This is a genomic window from Variovorax sp. Varisp41 (assembly GCF_047325085.1).
In the GTDB taxonomy this organism is placed as follows: Bacteria; Pseudomonadota; Gammaproteobacteria; order Burkholderiales; family Burkholderiaceae_C; genus Variovorax.
Genome location: NZ_CP168541.1, coordinates 1,461,666 through 1,474,412, shown reverse-complemented (window position 1 = coordinate 1,474,412; position 12,747 = coordinate 1,461,666). Strand labels below are relative to the sequence as shown.

General features: G+C 63.2%; 7 protein-coding genes. 2 read left to right on the top strand and 5 right to left on the bottom strand.

Features of this window, described 5'->3' with window-relative positions; all coding sequences use genetic code 11:
* Positions 1–585: 585 nt before the first annotated feature.
* On the bottom strand, positions 586–882 hold the full coding sequence (locus tag ACEN9J_RS38125) for a hypothetical protein (RefSeq protein WP_413764977.1): 297 nt from the start codon (positions 880–882) through the stop codon (positions 586–588).
* Positions 883–1,629: 747 nt separating this feature from the next.
* Here ACEN9J_RS38125 and ACEN9J_RS38120 point away from each other — a divergent pair.
* Both ACEN9J_RS38120 and ACEN9J_RS38115 read left to right on the top strand, forming a co-directional pair.
* Positions 1,630–2,139, top strand: a complete 510-nt coding sequence (locus ACEN9J_RS38120) for a hypothetical protein (RefSeq protein WP_413764976.1) — start codon at positions 1,630–1,632, stop codon at positions 2,137–2,139.
* An 882-nt stretch (positions 2,140–3,021) separates the two neighbouring features.
* Entirely contained in the window at positions 3,022–3,591 is a 570-nt protein-coding gene (locus tag ACEN9J_RS38115) for a sugar O-acetyltransferase (RefSeq protein ID WP_296736328.1), read from the top strand.
* Between the two features lie 446 nt (positions 3,592–4,037).
* Here the strand turns inward: ACEN9J_RS38115 and ACEN9J_RS38110 are convergent, their stop codons facing one another.
* The 4 genes from ACEN9J_RS38110 to ACEN9J_RS38095 all read right to left on the bottom strand — a co-directional run bounded on the left by ACEN9J_RS38110 (position 4,038) and on the right by ACEN9J_RS38095 (position 12,240).
* On the bottom strand, positions 4,038–6,353 hold the full coding sequence (locus ACEN9J_RS38110; RefSeq protein WP_413764975.1) for a YadA family autotransporter adhesin: 2,316 nt from the start codon (positions 6,351–6,353) through the stop codon (positions 4,038–4,040).
* Positions 6,308–6,958 carry a hypothetical protein gene (locus ACEN9J_RS38105; RefSeq protein WP_296736334.1) on the bottom strand — a complete coding sequence of 217 codons (651 nt, stop codon included), beginning with the start codon at positions 6,956–6,958 and terminating at the stop codon, positions 6,308–6,310. The genes ACEN9J_RS38110 and ACEN9J_RS38105 overlap by 46 nt, the downstream gene beginning before the upstream one ends.
* Positions 6,959–10,001: 3,043 nt before the next feature.
* Positions 10,002–11,042 (bottom strand): ParB/RepB/Spo0J family partition protein, encoded by a 1,041-nt coding sequence (locus tag ACEN9J_RS38100; RefSeq protein ID WP_413764974.1) that lies wholly within the window; start codon positions 11,040–11,042, stop codon positions 10,002–10,004.
* 1 nt (position 11,043) lies between these two features.
* Positions 11,044–12,240 carry a ParA family protein gene (locus ACEN9J_RS38095; RefSeq protein WP_261211752.1) on the bottom strand — a complete coding sequence of 399 codons (1,197 nt, stop codon included), beginning with the start codon at positions 12,238–12,240 and terminating at the stop codon, positions 11,044–11,046.
* Positions 12,241–12,747 lie beyond the last annotated feature (507 nt).

The window sequence follows — 12,747 nt, the reverse complement described above, 5'->3', positions numbered from 1 at the left end:
CGCCGCCTCGTCCTGCCCCTGCTTGTCTCCGGCTACCAGCACTTGGGCTTTTCACTGCGTATCGAAGGCGAAGGCCGCCCGTCAGATCTCCGAGCCGTTGTGAGCCTTGAAGCGCAGCTCCTTCATGTTGGCATGCTTCGATCCATTGAGCTCGTCGACATGGGGTCGTCCCGTCTTCGGCCCCCCCAACTCGATGCCGCTAGTCAGCGTGCGCGGCCTCGGCCGTGCGAAATCGGTGTAGGAGCAGTCCAGACCATCCAAGCACCGGAAGAACCTCTCGTGCGCAGGTGGCCGAAGTCTTCTTTTTTTTTCGCTCGCTCAAGTCGCCATAGATAGTGGGCTGCGCCGAGTCTGCTCCGCGATTTCTACCAAGGAGGCAACGGTTGGACGTGCACAGCGAAACCTGTGGTCGGACTGGGTGAGCCTTGGCGATCGCCGTTGGTCCAGAGTTGCTGCCTTCTGCCCAACGGAACAACATCGGACAGCGCTCAAGCGCTGAGGGTCGAAGTGGCGTTCGAATCTCATGTTGGCATCGCCCCGTCTAGCGCTGACCTGCCTATGCCCTTGGGCTCGTGAAGTTAGTCTTCACCCTTCGACGTTGCGGAGGAAGACGGCGGCGAGCATTGCCGCGGCTCGCTCGTCGCTCGCGAGGTCCTCAACGGACAGGCGGGGTTCATCGTCCTGCGAGAGATCGCGAACTTCAACGAGGTACTTCAGTACCAGGTCTTGGTCGGTCATGGCCTCTCCGCTTTTCCCGAGGAGCCATCGGTTCACCTCCTCCCGGGAAGCCACATGGAACACGGCACGGACCGGACGCGACACGCGTACGCGGTCGTCCAACTGCCTTGGCAAATCGAAAACCTGCGAGATGGTGTCTGTCATGGGCAACCTCTCCGGAGGGCGTTTCCGGCTGATCCAAACGGTGGTCACGCACGCGAGGCGCACTTCTTCCGCCGGTCTCAACCCGCGCACCGAGACAATGTAATCATTTGGTTGCAATGCTAAGCCCAATGAAACAAAATGCAATCAAATCACAGGTGCTGCGCCTCGCGACCGGCATCAAGGGAAGAAAAGCGCGCCATGTGTGATGCGCCTCACCATGGCCACGACAAGCGAGGGACCCGTCACGCTTGTCGGCAACGATGGACGCAACTCTTCTCTTTGCGAACATGTCTTTCTTCTCCGCCTGCGACTGCACTGCCAATCACCTGGGACGCGTGGAGCGACGGGGGTGGATGCGCTTGTTCTCTCAGCGTCGCCTGTATCAGTGCTCGAGCTGCCGAAAGCTGCAGCTGCTGCCCGAAGAGGCAGTCAACCGGGCCAAGGCGGAATACGCCTCGCGCGAAGCCATGCCGAATCGACGTCCGCGTTCCGCGGCGGCTTGATCGTCAAGGCCAGCAGTTATTGCCAGAGTACCGCTGGGAGTGGGTGCTCACCGGCCGTGACCCTTTCATGTGCGCGCTGGTGCTGGCCCTGAGATGGGCCTTGGGCCAAGTCACGCTGGATCGGCGCGGGGCCGCTACGATGCTGCGCGGCTGCGTCCGGCGGCCAAAAAGCAGGCACTCCGGGTAGGGTTGGTGTTCCGCGCGATCGCGGGCCTTCGACCTGCCCGCCCATCCGACGCGCAGCATGACCATTTTTCGCTTTGTCCCAGCACTCGCAGCGTTGCTCGCCCTGACTGTGGTGGAGCCTTCGCCGGCGTCGGCTCAAGGCTTCGACCTCGCGGCCCAGGTCCGCGACAAGGCCGCACTGGCCGTGTCCCAGTTTCAGGCGCGCGCCGGCGGACGGCTCGATTACTCCGAACAAAGTCTGGCCACCGTCGAGGAGATGTTGGCGGAGGCGTCACCATATGCCAAGGAGATGCCGCCTGCGGATGTGAAGGCCTTGGTCGAGCTGATGGGGTCTTACATCCTCGAAGTTGGGCGTCGACAACACGGTGGCACCTACCAGTGGCATGAAGCCCGGTCGCAGCCCGTCCTGGTCGTCGGGCCACCGAAGTTCAGCGTGGCGATGATGACCTTCGACAAAGTCAGGGCAAGACTGTCGGGTGACCCGGCGGACAGCATCGTTTTCTTCTACGAGGGATTTTCCGCGCGAGCCAATGCCGCCTCGCCGGGCACGGACGCCCTCTATGTCTGAGCCAACGACGAATTCCACCCGTTTGTGCCGCGAACCAGCTGCGGCCGGGAGAGCGTCGAGACACGACATGCTGGATCGCCGGCTCTTTCAGCGCCCATGGTCGGGCGAGTCCAGTCAGTTCACCATGGGCAGTGGCTCGCGTTTCGGCCGCCGTCGGCTGAGGACGCAGGCGCCGACGGCCTCTCGCCTCATGGACGGGTTGTTGATTTTCCGTCGAATACTGACTTCCGGCTGGACAGCATGTCCGAGGTGTTCATCAAGGATGCGCCGCCACGGAGCCCGCCGGTTGCCAAGCAGATACGCTGTCAATTCAGAACTCGACAAACTGCGCGCGCAGTACCGTGATGCATGAGGCCCTAACAGCGGCCTTACCCCTCACGGTGTCGCCACTGTGAGACCTCGCCCTGGTGTCAGAGCCAGGGTCTTAAGCCCGACCAGGCCATGCCTGGTCGAGTTTCTTTTGGGGAGGGTGCTGGGATCGGCGCGGCCGAAGAAAAAGGGCCCGAAGGCCCTTTCCTTGACAGCCCGAGGGCTATCGCTGCGAGGCTCTGTTACCCCTGCTGGTGTGCAGGACCTGTTTACAGGCAGCTAGTTCGTATACGCACTCGCTCTCGAACTGTCTTTGATTGGTCATGATAACAGTTGGGGGGGCGCCGACGTTCTGCACACCTTGAAGCAGGTCTTTGAGTACCTTGGGAACAGGCCAGTTGCACCAGGGGGATGTTCACCCCCCAACGCCGAGATGAAGGCTGCCCTCTCCTTCGATCGGCCGGTTGACTGCGCCCGGGCTCCTACATCAATAGCTGCTCTGCGCGCTTAGGCTTGTCTTCAGCCGGCCATGGCCTGCATGGCTGGCGCGACCGACGACATGGAGTGCCTTCGATGAGATCCGAGAAACAGAAGATGCTGGCCGGCGAGCTTTATGACGCGGGCGACGCCGAGCTTCAGGGTAACCTGGCGGCGACCCGGGAGTGGCTGGTGCGCTACAACGCCGCGCTGGGCATGGCCACCGCCGATCGACGCGTGCTGCTGGCGGAGCGGCTGGGCTCGGTGGGAGATGGCTCGACGATCCGGCCGCCCTTTCACTGCGACTATGGCTTCAACATCCATCTGGGGTCGGGCGCGTTCCTCAACTTCGGCTGTGTCATCCTGGATGTGGTGGAAGTCCACATCGGGGACAAGACGCAAATCGGGCCCAACGTGCAGATCCTGACCGCGGACCACCCGCGCACCGCTGCGGAACGCGAGACCGGCCTCGAGTTCGGCCGCCCTATTCGGATCGGGCGCAACGTATGGATCGGGGGCGGCGCCATTTTGTTGCCCGGCATCACGGTAGGTGATGATGCGGTCATCGGAGCCGGGAGCGTGGTCACCCGCGACGTGCCTCAAGGCGCGACGGTGGTCGGGAACCCCGCGCGCATCAAAGCCCAGACTTCGCCCGCTCGCTCATAGCCCTGGCGGGCATAAGGAGGTCGAGTGCATTCGCAACCGATGCCATGACTGCGGCTTTGCGCAAAGCCAGAACGGTCACGGGTGCGCGTCGTCTCGAAACGCAGGCCGCTTATGCGGAGCGACACCGCCCTCCGCCAACTTGCCATCTAACTTTTCTCAGCCTGCGCGAGGGTCCGCCGAGGGCACTCCATCGTGCCGGCTGGGCGCGGCACGATGCAACCTGAATCCAGAACCGACCTCAAGCCGTCATTGCTTCAGTCTTCGCAAAGCAGCATCAACGTCTCGTTGTCGCTGGGACTGCACCTTCGCGCCCCTCTTCTCCCGCTTGGGGGCATGCGATTGGTATGTGACCATCTTTGCAGGCGCTCTACGAACCACGATGGAGCAGTGAGTCACGGCGAGACGGTGTCGCATGCAAGACGCACTGCGACACCGTCAAGCATTGCTTACCAGGCGTAGCCGACCTGCACCCGCGTGGCCACGTGGTTGGCGCTGCCGCTGGTTCCGGTCGACACGCCCAGCCCGAGGTTCAGGCGCTCGCTGACCTGGTAACCGAAGGCCATGCCCAGCGCGGAGGCGCCCGCGTAGTTGCCGACCGCGGCGCCCACCCAGCGCTGTCCGGGCGCGAGCATGGGGATGCTGGGCATGGCCAGCGCCGACGCGATGCCCTGAGCGGCGAAGCTGCGGAGCTCGTTGGTCGCGGTGGCGACGGCTTGCTGCATCTGGCCGACGTTGACGGCATCGCTGGGCAGCACGCCCGGCGCGACGTTGGTGATGGTGCGTGCGAGCCCGGTAGCCTGGTTGCCCACCGACACGCTGTTGTCGCGCGTGGCGACCGACCCCTGGCCTAGTGCCACGGCATTGCGGCCGGTGGCGAGCGTGTTGGCGCCGAGCGCGACCGAATCGTTGCCGAGGGCCTGGGCGTTGTTGCCGACCGCGGTGGTCGGATCGGCCAGCGCGCGCGCGCCCGCGCCGATGGCGACCGAGCCCGCATGGCTGGCCTGCGCGCCGTTGCCGACCGCCACGGTGTCGTTGCCGTTGGCCTGCGCATTCGGGCCGAAGGCGGTGGCGCCCTGGCCAGTGGCGCTCGCGCCCGTGCCGCAGGTGACGTTGCCGCCCGAGAAGCTGCACAGCCCGTTCGAGAACGCCTGATTCATGAGCGTCTGCAGTGCCATGACCTGCTGGCTGGTGAAGTTGTTCGCGCTGGTGATAGCGCCTTGCTGGGCCTGCTGCACTTGGCCCACGTTGGCCGCATCGGTGAGCGCCGCGCCGGCACGCACGTTGCTGATGGTCGAGCCTGCGCCGCCGTTGGCGTTCAGTTGCAGGTTGGTCCCGCCCGCGCTGTATTGTGCCGAGTTGTTCGCCACGCCCAGGGCGGTGTTCGCCGTCGTCTGAGCCGCGCCTGCAGCTGCAACGCCTGTGTTGGCCGTCGTTTGTGCCGCGGCGGCCGCGCTCACTGCGGTGTTCGCAGTCGTCTGTGCGTCGGCAGCCGCAGCCACGCCTGTGTTTGCCGTCGTCTGCGCAGCCGCAGCAGCAGCGACGCCGGCGTTGGCAGTCGTCTGCGCAGCGGCAGCCGCGGCCACGCCCGTATTCGCCGTCGTCTGCGCGGCCGCAGCAGCGGCAACACCGGCATCAGCCGTGGTCTGTGCGTTGGCAGCCGCGCCTAGAGCCGTGTTCGCGGTTGTTTGGGCATTGGCAGCAGCGGCCACGCCTGTGTTGGCAATCGATTGTGCAGCCGCGGCCGCGCTCACCGCCGTGTTGGCCGTGGTCTGTGCATTGGCGGCCGCGCCCAGTGCGGTGTTCGCGGTCGTTTGTGCGTTGGCAGCAGCAGACACGCCTGCGTTGGCCGTCGTCTGGGCGTTGGCGGCCGCGGCAACCCCGCTGTTCGCCGTCGTCTGTGCAGCGGCGGCAGCGGCAACGCCTGAATTCGCGGTCGTCTGCGCGTTGCCCGCTGCAGCGAGGGCGTTGTTCGCAGTGTTGTTGGCCGTGTTTCCCACGCCGAGAGCCACGCCAGCCAGGTTGTTGGCCGTGTTGGCTGTCTGCTGGGCACCGAAGGCTGCCTTGTCTGCCGTCATGGCGGCAGCAAACGCGCTGTCGGCAGTGGACTGCGCGTTGGTGGCGGCGCCCTGAGCTTTGCTTGCCGTCGCCTGTGCGGTATTCGCGCTGGACTGCGCCACCCCTGCCGCCGCAGACGCGCCTTGCGCGGTGCTCAGCGCATTATTTGCCGTATTGTTCGCCGTATTGCCGACGCCGAGGGCCACACTGGCCACGTTGCTGGCGGAGTTGGCTGTTTGCTGCGCGATGAACGCGGCCTTGTCAGCTGCTTGCGCCGCTGAAACAGCGCCGTCAGCGGTAGTTTGTGCATTGCCGGCCGCGCCCAGCGCTTTGCTGGCGGTGGCCTGGGCGTTGTCCGCGGCAGCTTGCGCCGTGCCTGCTGCCGTCGTTGCTGTCTGCGCCGTGCTCAGCGCATTGGTGGCCGTGGTCTGAGCCTTGTTGCCGACGTCCAGTGCAGTGCCCGCAATGGAGTTTGCTGCGTTCGCAGACTGCTGGGCTGCGTTGGCATCTTTGCCCGCCTGACCCGCAATCGCCGACGCAAATTCAGCGGTGGCCTTCGCCTCGTTCGCGGTCTGCTGCACGCTGAACAACTGACCGCCAGTGACGGCGTCCGTGCTGCCACTGGCAACGTTTCCTGAAGCGACATTGGTGAGCGTACGGGTCACACCATTGCCACCAACCGACACGGTGTTGGCTGCGCTGGCCACGGAGCCGGCCCCCAAGGCAACGCTGTTGGTCGCAGCACCAGTGACTTGGCTGCCAGCGCCCAACGCAACGCCGCTGGCGGCCGCGGCGCTTGCGCCACTTTGCGTTCCAGACGCGCCACCAATCGCCATGCTCGATTCGCCCGAGGCGACTGCACCTTGTTTTCCGCCAGACGCACTTCCAATCGCGATTGCCGACGCGCCGCCAGCCTGCGCGCCGGATGCAGAGCTGCCGCTGCCCACAGCAATAGATCCTGTTCCAGCAGCAGCAGCACCTGCACCGCCAGCGGCCGCTGTTCGACCATTCGAACCTGCGTCGCCCGATCCCCCCGCGCCGATGGCCGTCGCTCCAGCGCCGCTTGCCACGGCACCAGCTCCTCCGTTGCCGCCGGTTCCGCCGGTCGTCGCACCGCCACCGTTGCCTCCGGTGCCGATCGCCGTCGTGCCCAACCCGCTTGCGGTCGCGCCTGCGCCCCCAAGTCCGGCGGTTGCCCCATTGCTTGCAGAGCCGCCTGTGCCGCCAGCACCGATCGCTGAAGCGTTCGATCCAGCGCTTGAGCCGCTGCCACCCGAGCCAGCAACCCCACCTGAAGTTGCAGATCCTCCATTGCCCCCGGCGCCTATGGAAGTCGCAGCATCCCCAGCCACAACAGCCGCGGAACCGCCCGCGCCAGCGGTGCCGCCGCTATTTGAGCCGCCAGCACTACCAGATGCCCCCAAATTCAGATTGGCGCCAAAGGCAGTGCTGGAAGCCAGCAGAACGGTGAGAACGGCGGATGCGGCAGCGGTGCGGCGGAACTTCGAATTAGTCATGTCTCTTCGGTTGTAAATGTTTCAGAAAGATACATCATAAAACACATACATAGAACTTTGGCGCTAATCGGAGGATGGCTGTGAGGAAAAACACAGAGAACCTTCTCTGCCCTGCCGCAGCGCCCGTGTGCCTGTGGTTCGGAACCACAGCTGGTCAATGACAGCTAGCGAGCCTTGGCTTAAAGGGCGGGGGCGTGCTGCTGACGGGCGGGCGGGTGCATTGCCAGTCCGCGGGATTTGTTGGGGGAAGCCTCGCGTCACGAGGGCACTTGCGCGTGGAGCGACCAGCTACAGGATCGACACCACAGGCAGCGCTCTGAATTGGCTGGAGCTCTTGCACCACGGCTGGCCCGACCAAGATGAGCTGGTGAGCATGGGGGAGCCTTTTGCGCGCGCGGGCCGGCTTGGGACAAAACACCGGTCGCGACCCGCAAGCGGTCTTGACCTGTGGCGCGCTGTGGGACGGTCCTGTCGCGCTCACAGCGGACTGAACGGTCGCCCGATGCTGGGTGCATGGATCGACTTGCGTTGGGGGACTACTGCCTGTCGTGATCACTGGCCGTCGAGGCTCGAACTCGCCACTGGTTACTGGCTGGAAACGCGAAGGCGAGATCTCGGCCGGCTCTCTCTAATCGCCGGCGCCGTCGTGGCCTACACAGCGGATTCGGCAATGTGGGCGCCTCTCTCGTATGCGTACAAGCGTGCAGTCGTTCAGCTTCGGCCACTGCTTGGAGCGCCTATGCCCTGTCTCCTGTCATTGGGAGCTGCGCGCCGCACGCAATAATCATCCATGCTATTTTTCGATGCACAAACCCCTCATGCAAAAGCAGGTTCACCGGATCTCCTGATAAATCAATGACTTAGCGCACACTTTTGATGCCGGCGAGTGGCGGCTTACTTTGTTCCGATTCACTCTCAAGGCGGCGCTTCGTGCTCCGATGAATACTTTAGGACGAATCAATGCGGCGCTGCATGGTGAGTCGTTTTGGCTTTACCAATGGGAATGTGGCCCAGTGGGGCCGACGTCCCATTCTCGAGCTCCACGGATCACTGCACCAAGTCCGCTGCGCTTGCTAGGTTGAACGAACAATTGCACTGACGACCGGAAACGTCACGGCGCTCGCGCGCCACCAGGATTCCGCGGCTGATGTGTGATTAGAGTAAGCGCACACTTCATTGCGAACAATGGCGTTTGGACATGACGGATGTGCGCGAGGGAGCGCTTTCCGTCTGGAAAATAGTAGCTGCTGGGACACAACACCATTGGAGTTGGAGCAGGGAAAATGCCAGTGCTAGCTACGCGAGGCGCTTGACAGCAATCAGCGTCTCTAACCGTCGCTATTCCGAGCTCATGGCGGCAGTCAGGACGAAGGTTTCGCGCCGCGCAGCTGGATGTCAGTGGCGTCGGATGATTGAATCAAGACGCGATGCAGTGACTCTGTTGCGACTTCGACAGCTCCGAGTTAAGGGGAAAAGTACGCGGCGAACTTTGAATTTTCGTCGCCGACCATGTTCGGGGGCCCGTCCCGAAAGAAGCAGTAGCAACTACGACACACGGCAGTTCAGGGCCGAGTAAAGCACGGACGGTTTGCTCGCTCTCGCCCCTCATGGATCGAAACGCGTCCCGGGCTGCGATGTGGCCTGGAGGTACTGCTACCAAGCCACCAAGTGGGGGCAAAGTGTTCGGCAAGCACCGATGTGCGAGATCGTTCACCGCTTAAAGAAAGTTGGACGCATCACACCCCGAGCTAATCCATCTTGGGTTTAGGGGTGTGGTTCGGAACCACACCCCACCATGGTCGCTTGCAGTCGCGCTCGATCTACAAAATTTCGCATGTTGGAGGCGGCTCGTCGTAGTAGTTGTGCGGTCGGATCCTTGCGCAGCGTGCTCCGCCGCGGGTGCAAACGGGCAGGCAAGTCAACGTGATTCTTGTTATCCACCAGGGAAGGTTGAACGCCTGCAACTAGGCGATCGGAGCCAAGTTTCGCCATCTCTGTGGTCTTCTCGCATCGCTCGACAGCCGTGCGAGCGATGCGGTCAGACTTAACGCCAAGGCGCACGAGCTGGTGCCGAGCGTGAGAGCCGCACACCCGTTGCGCAGTGATCTCGAAATCGCCATCCAACCGGGTTCAAGCAAGGGATGTGGTTTGGAACCACAGCCGAGGGATTGGTCGGGTTATTTGACGGCACCCCAGGGTGACTGGATTTCGGCCGGAAAGCATTCTGGCGGACGCCCGTTGGCCTATGGCAGTTCGGCCTCTGAACGGGCTGGAGTCCCAAATAAACAGAACCGATGCGGCTTCGCAACTCCCGGGACGGACTCCTACTGATGTGCAGCCCAAAGCACTTTCGGGTCTCCGTTGGGGCCCCCGGGACGGCCGGCAGGGCTCCGGCGTACGCGCGAACTGTCGTCCCATGAACTCCTCTCGGCCACAAGGTGGGGCGGGTGTGGTTCCGAACCACACCCTGAGTTTGTCCGATGAATTGGAGCATTCGAGGCGGGGTCCTCACGCTGACGAGTAGATCGCTACGCGGACTTGGTAGCTTCCCTCCCGCAGACCAGCCTTCCGTTGCGTCGATCAGGACACTTCGAGCGGCAAGATTCCCCAGACTCATCTGTGCGTACGCCCTGCCCCAAACGTCGCGGCCCTCGTGCACAGCTTCCGCCCCGCGCCCCATTCCGCTTTACCCTTCACGATCGGACAGCGTTGCACTGAGACATCGCTGGTTGCCGGGTGCGAACCGCGGAGGCGCAAAGTGCAAGCGACAAAAAAAAAGGGGTGTGGTTCGGAACCACACCCCTCTGCTGCCTGGCGCCGCTGCCTGTGGCGCCCTGCCTACTCGTTCTGCAGGAACTCGGCCAACAGCTTCTCCAGGGACGCTCGCCGCTCAACTGAAAGCGGCACATGGATACGCACATTCGCCCTCCCGTCCGCGTCGAAGCTCAGCGTTGCTGCCTTCTTATTCTTGACCGTCAACGTGTGGGGTTTTGCATCGACCTGAAGTTCGGTATCGGCGACCAACAGCTTGGCCAGCACTTCCTTAGCGGCCGGACGCGAGGGTTGGGTCAACAACTTCTCGGCCCGGGCCCGCACGCCGTCCGCGTCCGACTCGAGCGCGCGGTTGAGCAAGGGCGCCCAGCGCAACTGGATCTCCAGTGGTGAGCGGAAGGCAGCGACAACTTCGTCCGGAAGCCGCGCCAGCGCGAGAGACTTGCCCACGTTGCTGTGATCAATGCCCAGCGCCGTGGCCAAGGCGCGGTTCGAGGTGAAGAGGCCCAGGTCCAGCGCGCGCCGGTACATCATCCCCTGCTCCCACGGCGACAAATCCTGGCGCTCGCGGTTCTCGCGCTCCATCTCGACGAAGAGCGACCGATCATCGAGGTTGTCGATGACGGCCAGCACGGGAAGGCCGAGCTGCGTACACGCCTCGAGACGCCGGTGGCCGAAGACCACCTCGTAGTCGAACTCGCCGCCCGGCTTGCTGGCCGGACGCACCTTGATCGGCTGCACATTGCCGCCCGATTCCTGGATCTCGCGCTTAAGCCGTTCGAAATCCTCACCCACAAAACTGCTCTCATGGCGGTTCGCATACCGACTGCGTCCGATGCGCTTCGGGTCCAGGTGACGCGTCGCGCGAGCGCCCTCCCAGCCGTCGAGCTCCGTGCGGACTTCCTGCAGCTGTGCCTCGAGGCCCGCGGCCTTGTCCGCGGCTTCCTTGAGCATCTCGTTCTCGCGCAGCAGGTCCGAACGCGCGTCGTTCGCGAAAGCCATCATGGCGCCAGGCGCCGTTTTGGGCTGCTTGGTTTCGGGCGTCACCGAAACGGGGGCAGTCAGCGAAGCAAAGTCGATCTTGGAAGCTTTGTCTCTCAAGCCCATATCAATCTCCTGCCACCAGCATGGCGTTTTCGGACAGCTGACGTGCCCAGACTGCCCGTATCTGTTGCTCCACCAACTCGCACATCCTGTCGTACGCATCGCGCGCCCGTGCGAAGGTTTTCGAACTCACCGAACCACGCGGGAGGTCGTACACCGTCCCGAACTCGGCGCTCGCCGTGGCCGCGACGGCCGTCTTCGGAATCTCGATCGGCAGCACCTTGTCGCCGTAGCCCTCGAGCACCCATTGCCGAACCACCGAGCTCGCGGCATCGGAGGCCTCCACCCGCGAGAGCAGCACGTCGATGAACTCGAAGCTCTTGTTCTTGCCGCGGCTGCGGATCAGTTGGTTGCACAGGTCGGAAAACAGGTCCCAGAACTGGGCCGAGCTCGCGAAGTCCAGTGCAGACGGGGGCAAGGGCATGATCACACCATCCGCCGCCATGAGCGCGTTGATGGTCACGTAGCTCAGCGAGGGTGGGGTGTCGATGACGATCACGTCGTAGGCCTCGCGCAGGGTGTCAAGGCCACGGTCGAGCACGCGCCAAAACTCGAACCCCGGGTCCTTGGCTTGCCGCGCCGGTAGCACGAACTCGGCGCCGTAGAGCAGCGGCGCCGCACAGACCAAGTCGATGCTTGGCCAGTAGGTCGTGCGGATCGCGTACGCCAGGTCGTCTTGGTCGCCGGCAAAGAGCGGCATCGCAGTGTGTTCGGTGTCAACCTCGGCATCGGGCAGCACGCCGAAGAGGGTGGTCGCCGATCCCTGTGGGTCCAGATCGAGTAGCAGGACTTTGTGACCCCGCATCGACAAACCTTGGGCCAGGGTCACGGCGGAGGTGGTTTTAGCGACGCCACCCTTGAAGTTGGCCACCGTGATGGTGATGCCGGCGGCACCCTTGGGGCGCATGTGCTCACTGCGGAAATCGCGCGACCACAGTTGGGCTTCGCCCATCGACCATTCGCGGCGATTTCCCTGGATCGAACCCGCCGGCAGATCACCGCGGGTGAGGCGATAGGCGATCTTCGATTTGTCGACGCCACACAGGTCTGCCAGTTGCGCAGAACCCAATGCCGGTGCAAGCTTGGTGGCGGTCGGCGCCAGCATCGCCGTGCGGATGTGATCCATCATGCCGGCGATGCGTTGCGCCTGTGCCTCGATATCTTCGAGGGACTGACGTTTGATGGTTTGTTTGATATCCACGAGCGAAACTCTCAAAGTGCTGATGTCATGCGATTATGCCCAGCACTCGTCGAAATTCGAAGAATCTGCAATCCACCAGCAGAGGTTTCGCCGAAGTTCTCTTCAATTGTGGATAACTTCTCCCGAGTTTAAGAAGGTATTAATACCTTTAAAGAAGTTAGCAGAGACTTATACTCGTAATTTTCCCTTTAAAATCAACGACTTACGATGATTTTTAGAGGCAAATTGTCTGTGCTTTACGCGGATCCGTCCGCGTTTTACTCGGATCTGTCCGTGCCCTGCTCGGAAGTCGTCCGTGGTCTAACAGCACCCCGCCGGGTTGTCCACAGGACGACTTGGCCGCCGTCAAGCCGCGTTCTTGGCGCGCGTCCGTGATCTAACCAGGGGCAAATCGACCCAAAATGGAGGAGGACTCGGTCTCGTGTCCGCGATTTACTCGCGGGCATGAGGCGCTGGGCTGTCTTCGAATTCGCCCCGTGTCCGTGTTTTACTCGGGCTAAAAGTGCC

Bases quoted from the DNA above. Each gene is read 5' to 3' on its own strand.
- ACEN9J_RS38125 (WP_413764977.1), bottom strand. From the start codon at position 882: ATGACAGACACCATCTCGCAGGTTTTCGATTTGCCAAGGCAGTTGGAC.
- ACEN9J_RS38115 (WP_296736328.1), top strand. From the start codon at position 3,022: ATGAGATCCGAGAAACAGAAGATGCTGGCCGGCGAGCTTTATGACGCG.
- ACEN9J_RS38120 (WP_413764976.1), top strand. From the start codon at position 1,630: ATGACCATTTTTCGCTTTGTCCCAGCACTCGCAGCGTTGCTCGCCCTG.
- ACEN9J_RS38105 (WP_296736334.1), bottom strand. From the start codon at position 6,958: ATGGAGGATCTGCAACTTCAGGTGGGGTTGCTGGCTCGGGTGGCAGCG.
- ACEN9J_RS38100 (WP_413764974.1), bottom strand. From the start codon at position 11,042: ATGGGCTTGAGAGACAAAGCTTCCAAGATCGACTTTGCTTCGCTGACT.